The following is a 20,721-nucleotide window of genomic DNA, read 5'->3' as shown; positions in this document are numbered from 1 at the left end:
GCAAGGGGTAATCACCTTGCCCACCCCTATCCCGCTACCGCATCCCGCCGGGTCAACACACGGATCTTTGCGCCAATCGCCTCTGGCGCGAGCACATAATCGATGCAGCCGGAATCAATCGCACTGTCGGGCATATCGGGTTGCCGTGCGGTGTCGGGGTGCTGGGCGATGGTGATGCCACCCAGGTCGCGGATACCGCACAAAGCGGCAGCGCCATCGCCGTCATAGCCCGACACGATCACGGCAATGATCTGGCCATCCCAGTTCTGCGTCAGCGATGTCAGAAACACGGTAATGACATCGGGCCATCCGCGCGGTTTGGAAATCGGCTCCAGCCGGAATTCACCATCACACACATGCAGATCGCGCTGCGACGGGATGATGAAGATGTGATCGGGCCGGATATCCAGCCCATCGGTGATCAGGGTAACCGGCATCGTGGTGTAACGCGGCAGGATTTCGTGCAGCCGGGTCGCCACCACCCGCAGATGATTGATGATGACCACCGCCACCCCCAGGTCGACGGGAAAATGCTGCAACAGCCGCACGTAAGCGTCCAGCCAGCCGGCCGACCCGCCGATGCACACCACAGGGAAATTTTTGATCATGTGGCCTGGTCCCGGTTGGTTGGCTGCCCGCGGGTACCGGGTGTGCCGAGATGCGACGCCGATGCGACAGGAACTCGACTACCGTTGCGTTGGTCGGGATCGGCAAACCGGAAAAACGATCCCGTTTTCCATGACACCGCGTCCGGTTGACAGGCGTCGCGTCTCGGCAACGATCGGCTTTGACACGATAATTGCGTGGCGCGGCAGGGGTGGAAAATACCCGGGCGGCGTTTTGGCCCGGTCGATCGGCGCACGCTGAACAGGCGTTAACCGCGTTCTAGGCTGTTATACCCAGGGCAGCCACCAACCCTTGGCAGCGCTTTGGCGTTAGGCCCTGCATGATCATTGCGATGACCCGCCAGCTGGTGCGGCGCCGCGATGGCGGTCAGGGAGTTGCACCCGGAATGTTTGCCAATCACACAATTGCCAGCCTGCTGACGCGGATGAACATGGCCGCCATTGCTGTCAGCCTGTGTCTGGGCGGCGCGTTTGTCTATTCCATCATGGTCATGGACCACAGTATTGAGGAAATCGGTCGCGCGCGGATGCCCGCGGTGATCGCGCTGCACACGATCGACATGCGCATTACCGAAATTGTTCAAAACGAATCACGGATCCTGCTCAATGACGATCCGTCCGCCAAGAGTCGCTTTGCCAAATTGGCGAACGACCTGCGCAAATCATTGCCGGCCGATATCGAAGGTTATGCCAAATTCTATCGCGATGATCAGGACCGCATCCGCTTTGAAAGCGTGATGGCGCTGTGGACCAAGCTCGACCGCGCGCTGAACGACGGCCATGCAGAGGAAACGGCGGGCGACTTCCAGCGCGCCCGTACCCATTTCAACACGGTCGTGGTTCCCGCCGCGACAGAACTGGGCGATGCGCTCGATAGCGCGGCGGAGGATGTGACCGCCGACGCCAACGCAGCGGTGGCGTTGGGCCTGACCACCGCCGAGCGCGGCATGGTGATGGCAATCGTGGCGACCATCGTTGCGGTGGGGTGTTCGTTTGCCGTGATGGTGCTGTCGCGCCGGCGGGTCTTGTTGCCGTTGTCGCAGCTGAATCTGGGCCTGGCGCGGATGGCTGAGGGCGATTTTTCGGTGGTGATCCCGGCCGCCACGCAAAGCGATGAAATCGGCGCGATTGCGCGTTCTGTCGACGCGATCAAGACCAGCGCGGCCGCCCGCGCCGAAGCGGCCAACGCAGAACAGAAACAGGTGGTCGATGCGCTGGGCGAAGGGCTGCAGGCGATCGCCGCCGGGCAGCTGCAGCATCGCATAACGACTTGCTTTCCCACCGAATTTGAAAAACTGCGGGCGATTTTCAACGAGGCGATGACCGATCTGGACGATCTGGTGGGCAGGGTATCGGGCACCGCCCATGCCGTGAAATATGCGTCGAGCGAGCTGTCATCGGCATCGCTGGACCTGGCCAAACGCACCGAAACACAGGCCGCGCGGCTGGAATCGACATCGACGGCAATCGGCAGCCTGACCCGTACCGTGCGCGAAACTGCGCGTGGCGCACTGGATGTCAAAAACGGTGCCGAACTGGCGCAGGCACAGGCATCCAACGGGTCAACCGTGGCCGGCAATGCCATGGCGGCGATGAGCGGTATCGCCGAATCGTCCAACCAGATCAGCCAGATTACCGACCTGATCGATGCGATTGCGTTTCAGACCAACCTGCTGGCGTTGAACGCCGGGGTAGAGGCCGCGCGCGCCGGTGATGCCGGACGCGGCTTTGCCGTGGTGGCCACCGAAGTGCGCGCACTGGCGCAGCGATCGACCGATGCGGCACGATCGATCAAGCAGCTGATTGCCGACAGCACCGCGCAAGTCGATCTGGGCGTAAAACTGGTGGCCAGCAGCGGCGAAGCGCTGGCCGGGATTGTCGACAAGGTGACCGAGCTGAAGGCGCTGATCGTCGGTATTTCCGAAGCCACCGGCAGCCAGGCCAGCGATCTGGAGGCACTGAGCGGCAGCGTCAGCGAAATGGAAAAGATGACCCAGCAAAACGCGGCAATGGTCGAAGAAGTATCCGGATCGGCGCGCAATCTGCAGCAGGAATCGGACCGCCTGGGCGAACTGGTGCAGCGGTTCGCGGCAAGCCCGGGCGGCCAGGTCGTGACCATGCCGACCGGAAACCCGCCGCGCGGAACCGCGCCACGAGCACCCGCGCGCCAGGCGCCACCCCCGATCAGCGGAAATCTTGCCCTGAAGCAGGCGCCAGCGCCGGCGGCCGACGACTGGAGCGAATTCTAAAGCTTAGCGCGGCGCTTTCAGCACTGGTGCCGGGCAACGTGCAGCCTGGCGTGCCGACAGGGCGCCACCCTGCCAGCGACGGGCATAGCCCTTTTGATGGCACCACGCGGGGGGCGCCGATGCCGCATCGGCGTGCGGGGCCACCTTCACCGGGGTGGGGTCCGCCGCGCAGGTGGCAGTTGCGAAACCCAGCGCCACGATCGGCGCCAGCAGAGTGGCCTTGATCATCATGGACCCAGGAATTGCAGAGATGGCGCGAAAATTCAACAGCGGCTGGTGTCTCGCAGCGGGACTGATGGCGCTGCCCGCCGCCGCGCTGGCCCAGACCGATGCGGCTGGACCGAATGATGCCGCGCGTGACGGTGGTGCTGCAAGCGCAGCGGCGCCGGTAGACGGCCCGCCCCGGCATCCTGCGATTACCATCGATTCCGCGCTGTTGATCGATGCATTTACCACCGTATCTCCGCACGAACACGCCGACGGGGTCGCCGCGCGCGGCAGTGTGAGCGCGACGGTTGATGGTGCGCGATTTGGCGTTGCCTGGCTGTCGGCCAATGCCACGCTGGCCGCGTCATGGGGGATGGGTATCACCGGATCGCTGGGCGATCTGCAGGGCGTCAGCAGCATTGCCGCCCCGCGCATGATCCGCCCGGTCAACGCCTGGTTGCAATGGACGGCCGGGCATTTCGCGGTGAAGGCCGGAATTATCGATACCAATGCCGATTTCGATGAACAGAACACCGGCGCGATCTTTTTGAATGCGTCGCACGGCATGGGCGCCGAACTGGCCGCAGCCGGCATGACCGGATCGGGCCAGGCGCCATACAGCGCGCTGGGGGTGATCGGCTTTGTCAGCGATGACAAGGCCGGGATCAAGCTGCGGGTGGGCGCGTTTGGCGGCACCACCGGCGATCCGGACCGGCCCGCGCGGCTGATCTGGCGCGCGGGCGGCGATGCCGGGCATATCGTGATGGCCGAAATCGATCGCCAAAAACCGGGTTTCCGCGTGGCGCTGGGCGGTTGGCGCCACACCGCGACACTGCCGCGCGCGGATGGCACAGGCACCGCAGCGGGCGCGACCGGGCTGTTCGTGCTGGGCGAAAAGCAGCTGGCAGGGGCGATCGCCAGCGACGACAGCGCCAAGGCCGGCGCATTCCGGCTGGATGGCTGGGTGCGTTATGGTCGGGCGTTTACGGCCAGCGCGACCATCGACAGCTATCTGGGCGGCGGCGTGGTCGCGCATGCCCCGTTCCACCGCCTGCCCGACGATTTGATCGGCATCGCGCTGGCCCGTGCCGGGGTCGCGCGCGGGATCGACCCCGTACTGCACGCCGAAACCGTGGTGGAGGCCAGCTGGCAACACCCGCTGTTTACCCACCTGCTCATCCAGCCCGACCTGTAGTGGATCATCCACCCCGCCGCCGACGTGACCCGCCACAACTGTGTGATCGTCGGGTTGCGGCTGATCGTGCTGCACTGATCAACTGACCGGGCGGCAATCACCCAAAGTGCAACAACTTCTTGTTACTCGGCCGTTTGTTCGTGCCATCGGCGCATATCGGTTTTTGTTTGGCTGAAATGCGTGAACTTGCTATCCTGGACAGGGAAAGCGGATTTACCAATCCGGGCATTCGGGGGGCAAAAAATGCACCAGCGGTTCAAACTGGGCACCTGGCTGATTGCCGGGCTGGTAACGGCAAGCGCGGCGCCGGCCTTCGCCGGTACGCCGCATTCGCCATGCCAATCTTGCGAGGTACCCTGCCTTGCGCAAGTGCCCGACGAGCCGGCCGTCACGGTGCGCGATGTGCGCGTGTCCAAATCACCTTCCGCACCCGCACCGGATGGCAGCAAGACCGGCGGCACTTTGATCGTGTTCGTGTGCATTGCGACAAATCAGCAGTTTTTGAAGCACATCGAATTTCTGTTTTCACCGATCGACAGCGCCGGACATGTTTATCCCGGCAATTCCTATGGCAAGGACAACATCGGCCGCCAGGGGCCGGTCGTTCCAAATCAGCCCAACATGACGATCCCGCTTATCACGGGGTATGCCTATGCTGAGGATGATTTCCAAAAACTGGGCAAGGCGGTCACCCTGATCGTCAACTGGACAGAGCAGAACGGCAGCGTCCACACGTTCAACCAGACTTTCGGTTACCCGGTAGCACCCTGAACCGACCCGACCAGCGGGCTGCGCGCCATGCGGCAGCCCGCGACCGGAAATCAGATCTTGATGCGCCCGAACGCCGCCTTGCCGGCATAGCGCGCCGACACGCCCAGTTCTTCTTCGATGCGGATCAGCTGGTTGTATTTGGCCAACCGGTCGCTGCGCGCCAGGCTGCCGGTCTTGATCTGGCCGCAATTGGTGGCGACCGCCAGGTCGGCGATGGTCGAATCCTCGGTCTCGCCCGAACGGTGCGACATCACGGCGGTATAGCCCGCGCGCTGCGCCATGCTGACCGCCTCCAGCGTTTCGGTCAGCGTGCCGATCTGGTTGACCTTTACCAGCAGCGAATTGGCCAGGCCCTGATCGATCCCCATCGCCAGCCGTTTCGGGTTGGTCACGAACAGGTCGTCACCCACCAGCTGCACCTTGTGGCCGATCTTGGCGGTCAGCGCGGCCCAGCCGGCAAAATCGTCTTCACCCATGCCGTCTTCGATCGATACGATCGGATAGGCATCGGTCAGTGCGGCCAGGTAATCGGCAAACGCCTCGGGGCTGAGCGACAGCCCTTCACCGCTGATTTCGTATTTGCCGTTGCGGAAAAATTCGGTGGCGGCGCAGTCCAGCGCCAGCACGATGTCGCTGCCCACCTTGAAACCGGCCTGTTCGACCGAGGCCATGATGAAATCGAGCGCATCACGCGTACTCGACAGGTTGGGGGCAAACCCGCCCTCGTCACCAACCGCGGTGGCCAGACCCTTTTGCTTCAGCCCGGCCTTCAGCGTGTGGAACACTTCCGAACCCCACCGCACGCCTTCCGCCAGCGTGGGCGCGCCGACCGGCATGATCATGAATTCCTGAAAATCGATCGGGTTGTCGGCATGTTCGCCGCCATTGATGATGTTCATCATCGGGGTGGGCAGCAAATGCGCCGAAACCCCGCCGATATAGCTGTACAGCGGCAGCCCGCGCGCATCGGCGGCGGCCTTGGCCACCGCCAGGCTGGCGCCCAGGATGGCGTTGGCGCCCAGCCGCGCCTTGTTTTCGGTGCCATCAAGCGTGATCATCGCCAGATCGACATCGCGCTGGTCTTCGGCATCGATGCCGACCAGCGCCTCGGCGATTTCGCCATTGACGGCGGCGACCGCGCGCAACACGCCCTTGCCCAGATAGCGCGCCTTGTCCCCGTCGCGCAGCTCCACCGCCTCATGCGCGCCGGTCGATGCGCCCGATGGTACGGCGGCGCGGCCGAACGAGCCATCCTCCAGCAGCACATCGACCTCAACAGTCGGGTTGCCGCGGCTGTCCAGAATTTCGCGCGCGTGGATGTCGATGATCGCGGTCATGGTCGGGCCTTTCGAAGGTGCGCCGGCCGGCATGGCAATACCGGGCTGAAACAGCGGCGGATCGGTGGTGGTGACGCGCTCCTATCGGCTGGACCCGCCGCAGGCAAGCAGAGGTGTGCAATTGCGAAGTTGCGTGAAATCGAATTATCTGGCGCAATCAGAGCCGGCTTCGGGTACGAAGGAACAAGCGAGAGTCACAGGGCTTTACCAGTCAACCCCGCCACCCTTTGCAGGAGGACATTTGCCATGGCCAAATCCACCCCACCGACCGACGATCAGACCCCGTCCACCGATGACACCGCCGACCAGATTGATCAGACTGTTGCCGATGCGACCGAGGGCGTCAAAGACACCGCGCAGGATGCCGGCACGGCCGTGGCCGAAGCTGCGGCAGACCTGGCAGCGGGGATCAAATCGCGCTTTGCGCGCGCGATCGACGATGCCAGGGCGACGGCCGGTTCGTTGCGCGCCGATGCGGCCGAACTGACCGCCGCCGCCCGCGAAAAGGCCGGCGCAACCGCGACGGACTGGACCGAACAGGCCGGCACGCTGGCCAGCCAGGCGCGCGACAAAAGCCTGGATCTGGCGCGGCAGGGCAAGGACAAGACCAGCGAAGCGATTGCCGTGGTCGGGCGTTCATTGGCCGATACCGCGCCGGTGATCGATGAAAAGCTGGGCGTGACGTATGGCGATTATGCCCGCAGCGCCGCCGGCACGCTGGAAGTGACCGCGCAAAAACTGGCCGACAAGGACATTGCCGAAATCGGTGAGGACGTGACAGCGTTTGTGCGCAAAAGCCCGGCCACCGCGCTGGGCATTGCCGCAGTAACCGGGTTTCTGGTGGCGCGGCTGTTCAGCCGTTCCGGCCGGCGCGACGCCTGAACCAGCAGCACGATCCGGTGAACCACGATCCGGTGAAGGAGGCCGATCGCTTGTCCGATACCGACACGCGGGGCGGTGATGGCACTGCCCCGGCATCGTTGATCATGGTGCTGCGCGCGCTGTTTGACGATGCGCAGACGCTGTTGGCGGCGGAAACAGGCTATTGGCGCACCGCACTCGCCTATCTGCTGGGGCATGCCAAGACCATTGCCATACTGCTGGTACTGGCGCTGTTCCTGGTGTTTTTTACGTTGATGGCGATTGTGGTCGGGCTGCTGCTGGCGCTGGCCCCGCTGATCGGCGCGTGGGGTGCGCTGGGTGCGGTGTCGCTGACGCTGGTGCTGCTGGCGGCGCTGTGCGCCTGGCTGGCAATCGGGCGCATTCGCCATGCCATGCGCATGCTGACGGGCAGTGCCGGAGACGGCGCATGAGCCGGGTGGATGATGCCGCGCTGATCGAGGCGCGGCGGTTGCGCGATGCGGCGCGTGCGATTGTGCACAACGATGTGGCAACCCTGCGCGCGGATCTGGCCGCGCGCCCGCTGCCGCAGCGGATGCGCGATCGCGCGGTGCAAAGTGCGACCGAGGCCCTGCATAGCGGCACCGAACTGGCGCAGGAAAACCGGCTGGTGCTGGGGCTGACGCTGGGGGCGCTGGTCGGCTGGCTGTTCAGGCGACGGCTAGGTATGCTGGCGCAAGGTGCCGTGGACTGGCTGATCGGGCGGACCGCGCAATCCGATGATGCGTGATTCGCTGACAGCGCAGCAACAAGGAACATTGACCATGACCCAGGATGACACCACGCTGGCCGACCGCATCGAACAAGCGGGCAAACGCAGCGCCGATCTGGCCGCAAGTGTCGCCGACGCCGGCAAACGCGCGCGTGAATTCGTGCATGAACACCCGGTGGCCAGCGTGGCCGGCGGAATTTTGATCGGCGCGCTGGTCGCGGGCGCACTGACCCGCCGCAAACAGGTCGAACGCGCGGTTGACGACACGGCGCAGGACGCGGCACAGATCAGCAAAGCCACCGCCGCACGGATCGCCCGGCTGGCCAGCATCGGCGCCGAAATGGCGCTGCAATTCGCCACCCGCGCCGCCGCCGCCAGCCGCGAAGGCGCCGCGCGGATGGAAGAAACGCTGAACCACAGCGGCGCCGAGGCCGGCCACAAGCTGAACGGCCTGGCCGAAGCCGCCATCACCACGCTGCGCGATGCATCGCAAACGGTGGTCAACCGGCTGAAACAGCACTGATTTTGAGGTATGCGGCCGGTGCGGTCAGCCCCACCGGCCGCTTGGCTTGCGTAAACACCCCAAGAAGGGCGTTCATCACACTTGAATTGCGCGGGTGCATTTGTCAGGGGTTGAGGCGATCTCAATCCTGAAAGAAAGACACCCCATGCAGAAACTTCACCTGGTCATGGGCGGACGGGTCAAGGACCCGCAGGGCCTGGAATTTGTCGATCTGACCGCGGTCGATATGGTCGGGGTGTTCCCCAACTATGCCAGCGCCGAAGAAGCCTGGCGGGCGGCCGCCCAGCGCACAGTGGATGACGCCGAAATGCGCTATGTCATCGTCCACCTGCACCGCCTGCTGGAACCGCATCTGCCAGCGGTGTGATACCGCTCAAAACCGAACAAAAAGGCGCCGGAAACCAACTGGTTCCGGCGCCTTTTTGACAGCATTTGCGACGTATCAGATAAATTCGATCTTTTCGACCACATAGAACCGGTCGCCTGACGGAACGGTCACTTCGATCTCGTCCTCCACCTTGCGGCCGATCAGCGCGCGGCCCAGCGGCGAATTGTAACTGATCCGGCCGCGACGGGCATCGGCCTCGGCCAGACCGACAATCTGGTACCGCAGCGGTTTGTCGGAATCATCGTGCAGCGTCACGGTCGCGCCAAACACGATGCGGTCGCCCGACAGCGTGGTGGGATCGATGATATGCGCGCGGCTGAGCTTGTCCTCCAGATCAACCAGCGATGCCTCGACCTGGCCCTGGCGTTCCTTGGCTGCGTGGTATTCCGCGTTTTCCGAAAGATCGCCGTGGGCGCGCGCTTCCTCGATCGCGTCAACGATCCTGGGGCGTTCTTCGCGCAGTGCTTTCAGCTCGGAAAGCATCATGTCATAGCCTTCCTGCAGCATCGGCAGCTTTTCAGTCGCCATCCGTATTCCTTTTCGTCCAATTGCCGACGGTTCAGCAAAAATCGCTGTCAGTCCGTCGTGGGAAAATACCGTCCTGCCGGGCGTAAACCCGAACAGACAAGCCGATTGTACTGGGCGCTTGTGCCGGGAAAACCCGGTGACAGCCTAGCTATAATAGTCCTGCAGCGACCGGACATCAAGTTCGGCACTGCGCAGTGCCTCAATCGCTTCGGCCGCGGCCAGCGATGCGGCTGCAGTGGTGAAATAGCACACTTTTCCGATTAAGGCAGTCCTGCGGATCGATTGTGAATCCTTGTGGCTTTGCCAACCTTCGGTCGTGTTGAAAATCAGCGATATTTCGCCATCGATGATGTGATCGACGATGTGCGGGCGGCCCTCTGCCACCTTGTTGACATGTTCGACCGCGATGCCCTGGCTTTCCAGATAGCGCGCGGTGCCGCCGGTGGCGACCACCGCGAACCCCAGCCGGATCAGCGATTTGACCGCCGGCACAATCACCGGCTTATCACTGTCCTTGACCGAAACGAACAGTTTGCCGGCTGAGGGCAGGCCTGCGCCCGCGCCCAGCTGCGATTTGGCAAAGGCCATCGCAAAATTGGCGTCGATGCCCATGACTTCGCCGGTCGATTTCATTTCGGGCGACAGCACCGGGTCCACCCCGGGGAAGCGCGCAAACGGGAACACCGCTTCCTTTACCGCCATATAGCCGATGTCGCGGCGGATCGGCGGCAGATCGGCCAGCTTTTCCCCGGCCATGATCCGCGCGGCATATTTGGCGATTGGCTGGCCGATCGCCTTGGCCACAAACGGCACGGTGCGGCTGGCGCGCGGGTTTACCTCGATCAGATAGACCAGCCCGTCCTTCACCGCGAACTGGATGTTCATCAGCCCGCGCACATTCAGCCCGCGCGCCAGCAGCACCGTCTGCCGTTCCATTTCGGCAATGATCGCGGGCGGCAGGTTGTACGGCGGCAGGGTGCAGGCGCTGTCGCCCGAATGGATGCCGGCCTCTTCAATATGTTGCAGCACGCCGGCGACCACCACCTGGTCACCATCGGCCAGCGCATCGACGTCGCATTCGATCGCATCGCGCAGATATTTGTCGATCAGCACCGGGCTATCCCCCGACACTTTGACCGCGGTGGCGATGTAATCATCGAGCTGCGCCTGGCTGTCGACGATTTCCATCGCCCGCCCGCCCAACACATAGCTGGGGCGGATCAGCACCGGATAACCAATGCGCGCGGCCACCGCGACCGCTTCATCGCGGCTGCGCGCCAGGCCGTTGTCCGGCTGCAACAGCCCAAGCTGTTCCACCAGTGCGGAAAAGCGTTCGCGGTCCTCGGCCAGGTCGATCGAATCCGGCGATGTGCCCAGGATCGGAATGCCCGCATCCTGCAAGGCCTGCGCCAGTTTCAGCGGGGTCTGCCCGCCAAACTGCACGATTACCCCCACCAGCGTCCCGTTCGACCGTTCGACATCCAGGATTTCCAGCACGTCTTCGGCGGTCAACGGTTCAAAATACAACCGGTCCGACGTGTCGTAATCGGTCGACACGGTTTCCGGGTTGCAGTTGATCATGATCGTTTCATACCCGGCATCGTTGAGCGCGAAGCAGGCGTGGCAGCAGCAATAATCGAATTCGATGCCCTGGCCGATGCGGTTCGGCCCGCCGCCCAGGATCACGATCTTGCGCGCGTCGGTCGGCATCGATTCGTTTTCGGGCGCTTCGAACAGTCCGCCTTCATAGGTCGAATACATGTACGGCGTGATCGCCTCAAATTCTGCGGCGCAGCTGTCGATGCGTTTGAACACCGGGCGGACGCCCAGTTTGTGGCGCAGTGCGCGCACTTCGGCTTCGCTGGTGGCGCCGGCCATTGCCTCCACCACGTCGTGCACCAGGCCGGATCGGGCCATGTTGGCATTGCCGGCCATCTGCACCGACCGCACCGCCAGCTTGGCCAGCCGGCTGTCGGAAAAGCCCATCGCTTTCAACCGGCGCAGGCCAGCGGCATCGCGCGGCAATCCCTGATCCATCACCACCGCTTCTTCGGCGATCAATTCGGCAATCTGGCGCAGAAACCACGGTTCGTATTTGGTCACTGTGTGGACCTCGGCCACCGTAAACCCTTCGCGCAGGGCCTGCGCGATCACCAGCAGGCGATCGGGCGTGGCGCGTGACAGCGCGGCGTTGATCTGGTCACGGCTGGCGCCCTCCAGCTCTTCGACGCGGTTGAAGCCGTCGAGCCCGGTTTCCAGGCCGCGCAGCGCTTTTTGCACCGATTCCTTGAAATTGCGGCCGATCGCCATGACTTCGCCCACCGATTTCATCGCGGTGTTCAGCAGCGGTTCGGCGCCCTTGAACTTTTCAAAGGCAAAGCGCGGGATTTTCGTCACCACGTAATCGATGCTCGGTTCAAAGCTGGCCGGGGTGGCGCCGGTGATATCGTTGGTGATTTCATCCAGCGTATAGCCAACCGCCAGCTTGGCCGCGACTTTGGCAATGGGAAAGCCGGTGGCCTTTGACGCCAGCGCCGATGACCGCGACACGCGCGGGTTCATTTCGATCACGATCAGGCGGCCATCCCTGGGATTGACCGCAAATTGCACATTCGATCCGCCGGTTTCCACGCCGATTTCGCGCAGCACCGCCAGCGATGCGCTGCGCATGATCTGGTATTCCTTGTCGGTCAGCGTGAGCGCCGGGGCGACGGTGATCGAATCCCCGGTGTGCACGCCCATCGGATCGACATTTTCGATTGAACACACGATGATGCAGTTGTCGTTGCGATCACGCACAACCTCCATCTCGTATTCTTTCCACCCCAGCAGCGATTCTTCGATCAGCACTTCGGTGGTGGGCGATGCGTCCAGCCCGCCGCGCACGATCTGCACGAATTCATCGCGGTTGTAGGCAATCCCGCCGCCGGTGCCGCCCATCGTGAACGACGGCCGGATGATGGATGGCAGGCCGGTGGTTTCCAGCACCGCCAGTGCTTCTTCAACCGAATGCGCCACGCCCGATTTGGCCGATTGCAGCCCGATCTTGTCCATCGCCTGGCGGAATTTCTGGCGGTCCTCGGCTTTGTCGATCGCCTCGGCATCGGCGCCGATCATGGTCACGCCGTATTTTTCCAAAGTACCGTCATGAAACAGCGCCAGCGCGGTGTTGAGCGCGGTCTGCCCGCCCATGGTCGGCAACAGCGCGTCGGGGCGTTCCTTGGCGATGATCTTCGCGACGATTTCGGGCGTGATCGGCTCCACATAGGTGGCGTCGGCCATGTCCGGATCGGTCATGATCGTGGCGGGGTTCGAATTGACCAGGACAATCCGATAACCCTCTTCCTTCAACGCCTTGACCGCCTGCGTCCCCGAATAATCGAATTCGCAGGCCTGGCCGATAACGATCGGCCCGGCGCCGATGATCAGGATCGAGGTGATGTCAGTGCGTTTGGGCATGGTGGGTTATGCTGCCATGGTAAGGGGATGGGATATGGTCGCGTATTGATCGCCAAAAGCCCTCCCCCTCAGGGGGAGGGTTGGGTGGGGGTGTGCGATGCCGATTGGGCGTGCAACAGTTCGCGCGCAGGACACCCCTCCCCAACCCCTCCCCTGAGGGGAGGGGCCAGAAAGGATGGCGAAGGTATGATCGACACGCGCCTGACGAAGATCGCGCAAGCGTTGCGGGCCAACCCGACCGACGCCGAAAAACGGTTGTGGACGCGATTGAAAAGCCGCCAGTTGGGCGCGGCCTTCACGCGCCAATGCCGCATCGGTGATCATGTCGTCGATTTCGCCTGTCGCAGCGCGCGGCTTGCGATCGAGATTGACGGCGGCCAGCATGCCAACAACCCTGCCGACGCCCTGCGTACCCAAGCGATCGAGGCCAACGGTTACCGGGTAACCCGTTTCTGGAACAACGACGTGCTGCAAAACACCGACGGCGTCATCCAAGCCATCCTGCACGAACTCGCCATCGCCCAAAACCGCCCCTGAAAAGCCCTCCCCCTGCAGGGGGAGGGTTGGGTGGGGGTGTGCGCCGGTCGAGTGACGCGCACCATTGCGGGCGTCGGACACCCCTCCCCAACCCCTCCCCTGAGGGGAGGGGCTTTTGGACACGTGGCGTTCCGGGCGGTTGCTCAACCCAGCATCCCCACGAATTTTTCAAACAGGTAAAAACTGTCCTGCGGGCCGGGGCTGGCCTCGGGGTGGTACTGCACGCCGAACGCGCGTTTGCCCGCAATCGCGATACCGCAATTCGATCCGTCGAACAGCGATACGTGGGTTTCCACCACGCCATCGGGCAGGGTCGCCGCATCCACTGCAAAACCGTGGTTCATCGACGTGATTTCCACCACACCGTCGGCCATGCGCTTGACCGGGTGGTTGGCGCCGCGGTGGCCCTGGTGCATCTTGATCGTGCGTGCGCCACTGGCCAGCGCCAGCATCTGGTGGCCGAGGCAAATGCCGAATACCGGCACATCTGCCGCCAGCAGCCCCTGGATCACCGGAACCGCGTATTCGCCCGTCGCTGCCGGATCGCCCGGGCCATTGGACAGGAACACGCCGGCAGGGTTCAGCGCCATGATTTGGTCCAGCGGGGTTTCGGCGGGCACCACCGTCACATCGGCGCCGGCGGCGACCAGGTTGCGGAAAATGTTGTCCTTTGCGCCGTAATCGATCGCGACCACATGCGGGCGGGTGCCGATGCCGGCTTGCGTAAAGCCCGCCCCCAGTTGCCAGATCGACCCTTCCCACGCCTCATGCGCTTCGCGGCTGACCTTGCGCGCCAGGTCCATGCCTTCAAGGCCGGGCCAGTTGCGTGCGCGGTCGATCAATGCAGGAATATCGAACACGCCATCGGGCGCGTGCGCGATCACCGCGTTGGGCGCGCCCAGCATACGGATGCGGCGGGTCAATGCGCGGGTGTCGATCCCGGCCAGGCCGATCTTGCCCTGCAGTTCCAGCCAGCGCGGGAATGATCCTTCGCTGCGGAAATTGGCGGGTTCGGTCACGTCTTCGCGCACGATGCAGCCGACTGCACCGGCGACGCCGTGGCTTTCCATATCTTCGTTGTTGGTGCCGACATTGCCGATGTGGGGAAAGGTGAACGTCACGATCTGCCCGGCATAGCTGGGGTCGGTCATCACCTCCTGATATCCGGTCATCGCGGTGTTGAAGCACACTTCGCCCACGCAATTGCCCACCGCGCCAAATCCGCGCGCCCAGGCGACGTGGCCATCGGCCAGGACAAGCACCCCGGTCGCGCCGTCTGGTTTGGGCGCGTGCGAAACTGCGGGGTCGGCCATGGTTTGGGGCGCTCCGTTGGACAGGGGATATGGCGATGTTGCTAAGCCGTGGCCGCTAAGCCCTGGGAAGCGCAGCGTCAACCCTGAACGGACGCACAGCGTCAACCTAGCGGTGAACAGAAATTGCGCCTAAGGACATCGATCACGCTCAACAGGCACCCATATCGCGCACAACCGGGCCGTCTGGCGGCCCGGTTGTGCGCCATCGCTACCACGCAGGAAACCATCGATAATGATCCGCGACACCATCAAGGCCGCCCAGATTTCCGCCATGAAAGCCGGCGACAAGCCGCGCCTGGCCGCGGTGCGCCTGATCCTGGCCAAAGTGAAAGACCGCGATATCGAACTGCGCACGGCCAGCACCGTGCCCGATGACGATCAACTGGTGGTCGATGTGCTGCAAAAGATGGTGAAGCAGCGCCGCGAATCGATCACGCTGTATGAAGCGGGCGGGCGGCCCGAACTGGCCGCGATCGAACAGGCCGAATTGCTGGTGATCGAGGAATTTCTGCCCGCGCGGCTGGATGATGACGCGCTGAACGCCGCCATCGCCGCGATCATCGCCGAAACCGGCGCCACCGGGATCAAGGACATGGGCAAAGTGGTCGGCGCGCTGAAGGCCCGCCACGGCACCGAGGTCGACATGGCCACCGCCAGCGCGCGGGTAAAGGCGACGCTGTCGGCGTGATCGCCTTTCCTGTAGAACTGCCCGGATGAGTCTGACCCCGCAATGGCTGGATGAATTGCGCAGCCGCGTCAGCCTGTCACAGCTGATCGGGCGGACGGTGCGCGTGCAAAAGGCGGGGCGTGAATTCAAGGCGTGCTGCCCGTTTCACAACGAAAAATCACCCAGTTTCACCATCAACGATGACAAGGGGTTCTACCACTGCTTTGGCTGCGGCGCGCATGGCGATGCCATCCGCTGGATGACCGATCATCAGGGCCTGGGGTTCATGGATGCGGTGAAGGATCTGGCGGTGCTGGCGGGGATGGACATGCCCGCCCCCGATCCGCGCGCGGCCCAACGTGCAGAGGCGGCAAAAACGCTGCACGACACCACCGCCGCCGCGCAGGATTTCTTTGCGCGCAATCTGGCGGGTGATGCGGGCGGGGCGGCGCGCGCCTATCTGGCCACGCGCGGGTTTCCCGCTGCGATCATTGCCGAATTCGGGTTTGGCTTTGCGCCGGATTCACGCGGGGCCCTGAAATCGGCGCTGGCCAGTTTTGGCGATGCGCAACTGGTGGAGGCCGGGCTGCTGATCGCGGTCGAGGAGCGCGAACCCTATGACCGGTTTCGCGGGCGGCTGATGCTGCCGATCCACGATGCGCGCGGGCGGGTGATCGCGTTTGGCGGGCGCATCCTGACATCGGAAAAGACTGACGCGCCGAAATACCTCAATTCGCCCGACACGCCGTTGTTCGACAAAGGGCGCACCCTGTACAACCTGCACCGCGCCGCGCCGCCCGCGCGCAAATCGGGGCGGATGGTGGTGGTCGAAGGATATATGGACGTGGTCGCGCTGGCGGCGGCGGGCATTGTTGAGGCGGTGGCGCCGCTGGGCACCGCGCTGACCGAAGACCAGATCGAACGGTTGTGGCAGGTGGTGCCCTGCCCGGTGCTGTGTTTTGATGGTGACGCCGCCGGGCAACGCGCCGCGCGCCGCGCGATCATGCGCGCGCTGCCCCTGCTGAAACCGGGGCATAGCCTGTCAATCGTCACGCTGCCGGCGGGGATGGACCCCGACGATGTGATCCGGCGCGACGGGCCACCGGCGATGGAGGCGCTGCTGCAGGGCGGCGCATCGCTGATCGAAACGCTGTGGCAGGTGGAGCGCGATTCGGCGCCGCTGGCCACACCCGAAGACAAGGCCGGGTTGAAGGCGCGGCTGATCGACGCGACCGAAACCATCGGCAACTCCGATATTCGTGCGCTGTATCGCCGCGATCTGCTCGACCGGTTTGGCGCGCTGGCCTATCCGGCGCGCGAACGGCCGCCGTTTCAGCGCCAGGCGATGCCGCCGCGCGGGGGACGCAAGGGCAAGGATGGCCGCTGGCAGCCGCCCGAACAACCGCTGGCGCCCGAATACCTGACGCAGATGCGCAAGGTCGGCCAGATCGATCAGACGTTGCGCCCATTGCTGGCCGCGGCGCTGCTGGGGCTGATTGCCGATCCGCGGTTAATTGCGCGCCATGCCGAACACCTGGCGCAGATCGGCGATTCAGACCTGACGGCTGGTGGCCTGATCGAAGGCCTGCTCGAATCGATCACCGAATCGATCACCGAATCGGGTGATTCGGGCGATTCGCAGGCCAGCGATCATGATGCGAGTGCCGCCGCAGCCGATGATGAGCGCACGCGCGCCCTTGAATCCGCAAAACTTGTCACCAGATTGCAGCAACGGGGTCTGGTTTTGCCCGGCCCCGACGATCTTGCCGGCATGCCCTATGATTTCATCGCCCGGGGCGATCCGGTCGGAATGATCGACGCAATAGAACTTCTTGTGGAATATCCGCTGGTTGAACTGGCTTTGGCACAGGCCAACGCGCATACCCAGCACGACCTGACCGAACAAAGTTTCGCCGAACAGCAACGCCTGGTGCAACGAAGGCTGGCTTTGCGTGCGCGGTTGGGGCAGATGGGTCGTGCTCGTGCTGCGTTATAATTATAGCGACGCGCCGCCTGCCCCCCCGGGGTGGATGACGCAACATAACACTCAGGGCCGCCAACCGGCCCGCTGGTGCAGCTCGAACAAACGGTAATGGGGTTCAATGGCATCGAATGAAAACACCGGCAGCGGCGACGCTCCGCTGATCGACCTCAACGACGCTTCAGTCAAAAAACTGCTGGCGCGGGCCAAGCGGCGCGGGATCATCACCTATGATGAACTGAACGAGGCGTTGCCGCAGGACCAGATGTCTTCCGAACAGATCGAAGACATCATGGCCGCCATTTCGGAAATGGGCGTCAACATCGTCGAAACCGATGAAGACGCGGTCGACCCCGAAGAACGTGAGGCCGAAGACCGCGAGGCCGAAGAGCCCGATGCCGGGATGGACGACCGCCCGCAGATCGAAAAGCGCAAGGAAACCATTGAACGCACCGATGACCCGGTGCGCATGTACTTGCGCGAAATGGGCGCGGTCGAACTGCTCAGCCGCGAAGGCGAAATCGCCATCGCCAAGCGTATCGAGGCTGGCCGCGACACGATGATCCTGGGCCTGTGCGAAAGCCCGATCACCTTTCACGCGATCATCCAGTGGTCCGAAGCGCTGAACGCCGGCGAAATGCAGCTGCGCGAAATCCTTGACCTCGACGCCATGTTGTCAAAGGAACCGGCGCCCGAAAACCTGTCGGAAGACGGTGACGGCGGCGACGGTGAAATTACCGAGGCGACCGCCGGGCCGACCTTCAAGGAAGAAGAAGAACCCGAGGAAGAGCCCGCCGAAGAGGACGAGGACGACGAGCTGCGCGAACGCCGCACGCCCCGCGCCGAAGAGGAAGAGGAAGAGGACAACACCCTTTCGCTCGCCCAGATGGAAGCGGCGCTGAAACCGTCCGCGCTGGAAAAGTTTGCCGAAATCACCACGTCGTTCCGCGCGTTTGAAAAACTGCAGGCGGCACGGCTGGATGCGATCGGCCTTGGCATCCCCTTTCCGGCGACCAAGGAAGGCCAGTACCACAAGCTGCGTGAAGAGCTGACCGCGCTGGTGGAATCGGTGCAGTTCCATGCGACCAAGATCGAATACCTGGTTGACAACCTTTATGCCTTCAACCGCCGGCTGACCACGCTGGGCGGGCAGATGCTGCGCCTGGCCGAACGCCACAAGGTGCCGCGCAAGGATTTCCTCGACAGCTATGTCGGGCGCGAACTGGATGAAGGCTGGCTGCCCAGCGTCGCCAACCGCGACAAGAAATGGGCGGCATTTGCCAGCATTGAAGCAGTGCCGGTGGAACGCATCCGCACCGAAATCAGCGACATCGCCTCTGCCACGGGCATGTCGCTCAATGAATTCCGCCGCATCGTCAACATGGTGCAAAAGGGCGAACGCGAAGCGCGCATCGCCAAAAAGGAAATGGTGGAGGCCAACTTGCGCCTCGTCATTTCCATCGCCAAGAAATACACCAACCGCGGCTTGCAGTTCCTCGACCTGATCCAGGAAGGCAACATCGGGTTGATGAAGGCGGTCGACAAGTTTGAATACCGCCGCGGCTACAAGTTTTCGACGTATGCGACGTGGTGGATTCGCCAGGCGATCACGCGATCAATCGCCGATCAGGCGCGCACCATCCGTATCCCGGTGCACATGATCGAAACGATCAACAAACTGGTGCGCACCAGCCGGCAATTCCTGCACGAACAGGGCCGCGAACCGACGCCCGAAGAAATGGCCGAGCGGCTGTCGATGCCGCTGGAAAAAGTGCGCAAGGTGATGAAAATCGCCAAGGAGCCGATCAGCCTGGAAACGCCGATCGGCGACGAGGAGGATTCGCACCTGGGCGATTTCATCGAGGACAAGAACGCGATCATCCCGGTCGATGCCGCGATCCAGTCCAACCTGAAGGAAACCGTCACCCGCGTGCTGGCCAGCCTGACCCCGCGCGAAGAACGCGTCCTGCGCATGCGGTTCGGCATCGGCATGAACACCGATCACACGCTGGAAGAAGTCGGCCAGCAATTCTCGGTCACCCGCGAACGCATCCGCCAGATCGAAGCCAAGGCGCTGCGCAAGCTGAAACACCCCAGCCGCAGCCGCAAGATGCGGTCGTTTCTGGACCAGTAAGCCGGCGCTAACCCGTTTAAGTATGTGATTTTGCAACGCGCCGGTGGCAACACCGGCGCGTTGTTGTATCAGGCAACACACGGGAATTGTTCGATGATCAATATCATGAAATGGATCGGAAGCACCGGCATTGGCATTCTGCTATCCAGCGGCATCGCGCTAGCCCAAGCACCAGCAGCCAGCGCCACTGTTCCCCAAGACTTCGCCCAGGCACAGGCAGCTGTTGCTATCCCTGGGCCGATAGACCCGGACAAGCTCGTGCTGGCCCGGCAAATCATCGCCATCGCGCTGCCGCCGGAACATGCCAACGCCATGGTTTCGAGAATGATGGGTGCGATTACACGCGGGTCTCAGCGCGAATTCAGCGCGATCACGCACGATGATCCCGGACTGAACAAGTTGGTCGGCGATACCATGCACGAGGTCGAGCAAGAGGCGCGCAAATATCTGATTGCCACCATGCCAGAAATGAGCGTCGCCATGTCGCGTGCCTATGCGCGCAATTTCACACATGATGAACTGCTCCAGATCCTTGCGTTCGGGCAGACGCCCGCTGGAACCAAATATCTCAGCCGCGCCTCGGAATTTATGCAGGACCCCGACGTCCAAGCCTTTATGACGAAACTTATGTCGCAAGTCGGCGTTCTGACCACACCGGCGGTCAGGTCCCTCGTGCCTAAAATCGATGCGTACCTGAAGGATCACCCCGAACTGGCCAGGAAGATCAACCGGTCCAAGGGCAGCTAAGGCCAACACACCTCCGCTTCTTTTTCGTCGCCCCGGGCTTGACCCGGGGTCCCGCTGTTCTTCAGATTGCCTGATGGAAAACGAACAATCTCGCGGCTGGGTTTATATCATGGCGGACCGCTATCGCGGGACCATGTATGTCGGCGTGACAGCGGACTTGGCCAAGCGCGTGTTTCAACATCGACAGGGGACAGGGTCTGATTTCTGCGTTCGCTATGGTCTGCGGAATTTGGTCTGGGCAGAGCGAGGCGAATTGATCGAGGCGTGCATCGCCCAAGAAAAGCGGGTGAAGCGATGGCGGCGGGAGTGGAAGTTTGAACTGGTCGAACGGGGCAATCCGGACTGGCTTGATCTCTATGACTCGCTGATTTGATCGAGCTTTGCGCCCAAGGAAGCGGGACCCCGGGTCACGCTGTACAGACCGGAGTCAAGGCGAACACATGTACG

At 63.1% G+C, this 20,721-nt stretch carries 20 protein-coding genes; 14 read left to right on the top strand and 6 right to left on the bottom strand.

Annotated features, from left to right (window positions below):
• Window positions 1-26 precede the first annotated feature (26 nt).
• Entirely contained in the window at window positions 27-608 is a 582-nt protein-coding gene (locus tag ABWP89_RS16915; protein WP_353230788.1) for a chemotaxis protein CheB, read from the bottom strand.
• A 350-nt stretch (window positions 609-958) separates the two neighbouring features.
• Here ABWP89_RS16915 and ABWP89_RS16910 point away from each other — a divergent pair, with 350 nt between their 5' ends.
• Window positions 959-2,875, top strand: a complete 1,917-nt coding sequence (locus ABWP89_RS16910) for a methyl-accepting chemotaxis protein (protein WP_353230786.1) — start codon at window positions 959-961, stop codon at window positions 2,873-2,875.
• 3 nt (window positions 2,876-2,878) lie between these two features.
• Here ABWP89_RS16910 and ABWP89_RS16905 read toward each other — a convergent pair whose 3' ends face one another.
• Window positions 2,879-3,103, bottom strand: a complete 225-nt coding sequence (locus tag ABWP89_RS16905) for a hypothetical protein (RefSeq protein WP_353230784.1) — start codon at window positions 3,101-3,103, stop codon at window positions 2,879-2,881.
• A gap of 22 nt (window positions 3,104-3,125) precedes the next feature.
• On the opposite strand from ABWP89_RS16905, the gene ABWP89_RS16900 reads away from it, so the two are divergent.
• Window positions 3,126-4,277 (top strand): carbohydrate porin, encoded by a 1,152-nt coding sequence (locus ABWP89_RS16900; protein WP_353230782.1) that lies wholly within the window; start codon window positions 3,126-3,128, stop codon window positions 4,275-4,277.
• A 393-nt stretch (window positions 4,278-4,670) separates the two neighbouring features.
• Window positions 4,671-5,048 carry a hypothetical protein gene (locus ABWP89_RS16895; RefSeq protein ID WP_353230780.1) on the top strand — a complete coding sequence of 126 codons (378 nt, stop codon included), beginning with the start codon at window positions 4,671-4,673 and terminating at the stop codon, window positions 5,046-5,048.
• A gap of 50 nt (window positions 5,049-5,098) precedes the next feature.
• Here the strand turns inward: ABWP89_RS16895 and eno are convergent, their stop codons facing one another.
• A complete protein-coding gene (gene eno / locus ABWP89_RS16890) occupies window positions 5,099-6,385 on the bottom strand; it encodes a phosphopyruvate hydratase (RefSeq protein ID WP_353230778.1) in 1,287 nt (428 codons plus the stop codon).
• 246 nt (window positions 6,386-6,631) lie between these two features.
• Between eno and ABWP89_RS16885 the strand changes: the two genes are divergently transcribed.
• The 5 genes from ABWP89_RS16885 (at window position 6,632) to ABWP89_RS16865 (ending at window position 8,887) form a co-directional block, all read left to right on the top strand.
• Window positions 6,632-7,267 carry a hypothetical protein gene (locus tag ABWP89_RS16885; protein WP_353230776.1) on the top strand — a complete coding sequence of 212 codons (636 nt, stop codon included), beginning with the start codon at window positions 6,632-6,634 and terminating at the stop codon, window positions 7,265-7,267.
• Between the two features lie 50 nt (window positions 7,268-7,317).
• Entirely contained in the window at window positions 7,318-7,698 is a 381-nt protein-coding gene (locus ABWP89_RS16880) for a phage holin family protein (RefSeq protein ID WP_353230774.1), read from the top strand.
• Window positions 7,695-8,015 carry a hypothetical protein gene (locus tag ABWP89_RS16875; RefSeq protein WP_353230772.1) on the top strand — a complete coding sequence of 107 codons (321 nt, stop codon included), beginning with the start codon at window positions 7,695-7,697 and terminating at the stop codon, window positions 8,013-8,015. Before ABWP89_RS16880 ends, ABWP89_RS16875 begins: the two co-directional genes overlap by 4 nt.
• Window positions 8,016-8,049: 34 nt before the next feature.
• The gene (locus ABWP89_RS16870; RefSeq protein WP_353230770.1) at window positions 8,050-8,520 is read left to right on the top strand and encodes a hypothetical protein; all 471 of its coding nucleotides are present in this window, start codon (window positions 8,050-8,052) and stop codon (window positions 8,518-8,520) included.
• 145 nt (window positions 8,521-8,665) lie between these two features.
• Window positions 8,666-8,887: a DUF4170 domain-containing protein gene (locus ABWP89_RS16865; protein ID WP_353230769.1), complete on the top strand. Its 222-nt coding sequence runs from the start codon at window positions 8,666-8,668 to the stop codon at window positions 8,885-8,887.
• A 75-nt stretch (window positions 8,888-8,962) separates the two neighbouring features.
• On the opposite strand, the gene greA is transcribed toward ABWP89_RS16865, so the two are convergent.
• Window positions 8,963-9,436: a transcription elongation factor GreA gene (gene greA / locus ABWP89_RS16860; RefSeq protein ID WP_353230768.1), complete on the bottom strand. Its 474-nt coding sequence runs from the start codon at window positions 9,434-9,436 to the stop codon at window positions 8,963-8,965.
• 144 nt (window positions 9,437-9,580) lie between these two features.
• Window positions 9,581-12,895 carry a carbamoyl-phosphate synthase large subunit gene (carB, locus tag ABWP89_RS16855; RefSeq protein WP_353230767.1) on the bottom strand — a complete coding sequence of 1,105 codons (3,315 nt, stop codon included), beginning with the start codon at window positions 12,893-12,895 and terminating at the stop codon, window positions 9,581-9,583.
• A 186-nt stretch (window positions 12,896-13,081) separates the two neighbouring features.
• On the opposite strand from carB, the gene ABWP89_RS16850 reads away from it, so the two are divergent.
• Window positions 13,082-13,432 (top strand): endonuclease domain-containing protein, encoded by a 351-nt coding sequence (locus ABWP89_RS16850; RefSeq protein WP_353230765.1) that lies wholly within the window; start codon window positions 13,082-13,084, stop codon window positions 13,430-13,432.
• Between the two features lie 143 nt (window positions 13,433-13,575).
• Here the strand turns inward: ABWP89_RS16850 and carA are convergent, their stop codons facing one another.
• The gene (gene carA / locus ABWP89_RS16845) at window positions 13,576-14,745 is read right to left on the bottom strand and encodes a glutamine-hydrolyzing carbamoyl-phosphate synthase small subunit (RefSeq protein WP_353230764.1); all 1,170 of its coding nucleotides are present in this window, start codon (window positions 14,743-14,745) and stop codon (window positions 13,576-13,578) included.
• Between the two features lie 232 nt (window positions 14,746-14,977).
• Here carA and ABWP89_RS16840 point away from each other — a divergent pair, with 232 nt between their 5' ends.
• The 5 genes from ABWP89_RS16840 to ABWP89_RS16820 all read left to right on the top strand — a co-directional run bounded on the left by ABWP89_RS16840 (window position 14,978) and on the right by ABWP89_RS16820 (window position 20,647).
• Complete coding sequence (locus ABWP89_RS16840) at window positions 14,978-15,433, top strand: GatB/YqeY domain-containing protein (RefSeq protein ID WP_353230763.1); 456 nt, start codon at window positions 14,978-14,980, stop codon at window positions 15,431-15,433.
• 25 nt (window positions 15,434-15,458) lie between these two features.
• Window positions 15,459-17,408: a DNA primase gene (gene dnaG, locus ABWP89_RS16835; protein ID WP_353230761.1), complete on the top strand. Its 1,950-nt coding sequence runs from the start codon at window positions 15,459-15,461 to the stop codon at window positions 17,406-17,408.
• Window positions 17,409-17,514: 106 nt separating this feature from the next.
• The gene (gene rpoD, locus ABWP89_RS16830; RefSeq protein ID WP_353230760.1) at window positions 17,515-19,527 is read left to right on the top strand and encodes an RNA polymerase sigma factor RpoD; all 2,013 of its coding nucleotides are present in this window, start codon (window positions 17,515-17,517) and stop codon (window positions 19,525-19,527) included.
• Between the two features lie 93 nt (window positions 19,528-19,620).
• Entirely contained in the window at window positions 19,621-20,274 is a 654-nt protein-coding gene (locus ABWP89_RS16825) for a DUF2059 domain-containing protein (protein ID WP_353230759.1), read from the top strand.
• A 73-nt stretch (window positions 20,275-20,347) separates the two neighbouring features.
• Window positions 20,348-20,647, top strand: a complete 300-nt coding sequence (locus tag ABWP89_RS16820; protein ID WP_353230758.1) for a GIY-YIG nuclease family protein — start codon at window positions 20,348-20,350, stop codon at window positions 20,645-20,647.
• Window positions 20,648-20,721 lie beyond the last annotated feature (74 nt).

Origin of the sequence: Novosphingobium sp., assembly GCF_040398825.1 — a bacterium.
In the GTDB taxonomy this organism is placed as follows: domain Bacteria; phylum Pseudomonadota; class Alphaproteobacteria; order Sphingomonadales; family Sphingomonadaceae; genus Novosphingobium.
This window is presented reverse-complemented; position numbering and strand designations above follow the sequence as displayed.

Coding starts and splice junctions, on each gene's coding strand:
- ABWP89_RS16900 (WP_353230782.1), top strand. CDS start 3,126: ATGGCGCGAAAATTCAACAGCGGCTGGTGTCTCGCAGCGGGACTGATG.
- ABWP89_RS16850 (WP_353230765.1), top strand. CDS start 13,082: ATGATCGACACGCGCCTGACGAAGATCGCGCAAGCGTTGCGGGCCAAC.
- ABWP89_RS16885 (WP_353230776.1), top strand. CDS start 6,632: ATGGCCAAATCCACCCCACCGACCGACGATCAGACCCCGTCCACCGAT.
- ABWP89_RS16915 (WP_353230788.1), bottom strand. CDS start 608: ATGATCAAAAATTTCCCTGTGGTGTGCATCGGCGGGTCGGCCGGCTGG.
- ABWP89_RS16910 (WP_353230786.1), top strand. CDS start 959: ATGACCCGCCAGCTGGTGCGGCGCCGCGATGGCGGTCAGGGAGTTGCA.
- ABWP89_RS16825 (WP_353230759.1), top strand. CDS start 19,621: ATGATCAATATCATGAAATGGATCGGAAGCACCGGCATTGGCATTCTG.
- eno (WP_353230778.1), bottom strand. CDS start 6,385: ATGACCGCGATCATCGACATCCACGCGCGCGAAATTCTGGACAGCCGC.
- ABWP89_RS16875 (WP_353230772.1), top strand. CDS start 7,695: ATGAGCCGGGTGGATGATGCCGCGCTGATCGAGGCGCGGCGGTTGCGC.
- dnaG (WP_353230761.1), top strand. CDS start 15,459: ATGAGTCTGACCCCGCAATGGCTGGATGAATTGCGCAGCCGCGTCAGC.
- carB (WP_353230767.1), bottom strand. CDS start 12,895: ATGCCCAAACGCACTGACATCACCTCGATCCTGATCATCGGCGCCGGG.
- rpoD (WP_353230760.1), top strand. CDS start 17,515: ATGGCATCGAATGAAAACACCGGCAGCGGCGACGCTCCGCTGATCGAC.
- ABWP89_RS16870 (WP_353230770.1), top strand. CDS start 8,050: ATGACCCAGGATGACACCACGCTGGCCGACCGCATCGAACAAGCGGGC.
- greA (WP_353230768.1), bottom strand. CDS start 9,436: ATGGCGACTGAAAAGCTGCCGATGCTGCAGGAAGGCTATGACATGATG.
- ABWP89_RS16865 (WP_353230769.1), top strand. CDS start 8,666: ATGCAGAAACTTCACCTGGTCATGGGCGGACGGGTCAAGGACCCGCAG.
- ABWP89_RS16905 (WP_353230784.1), bottom strand. CDS start 3,103: ATGATCAAGGCCACTCTGCTGGCGCCGATCGTGGCGCTGGGTTTCGCA.
- carA (WP_353230764.1), bottom strand. CDS start 14,745: ATGGCCGACCCCGCAGTTTCGCACGCGCCCAAACCAGACGGCGCGACC.
- ABWP89_RS16840 (WP_353230763.1), top strand. CDS start 14,978: ATGATCCGCGACACCATCAAGGCCGCCCAGATTTCCGCCATGAAAGCC.
- ABWP89_RS16820 (WP_353230758.1), top strand. CDS start 20,348: ATGGAAAACGAACAATCTCGCGGCTGGGTTTATATCATGGCGGACCGC.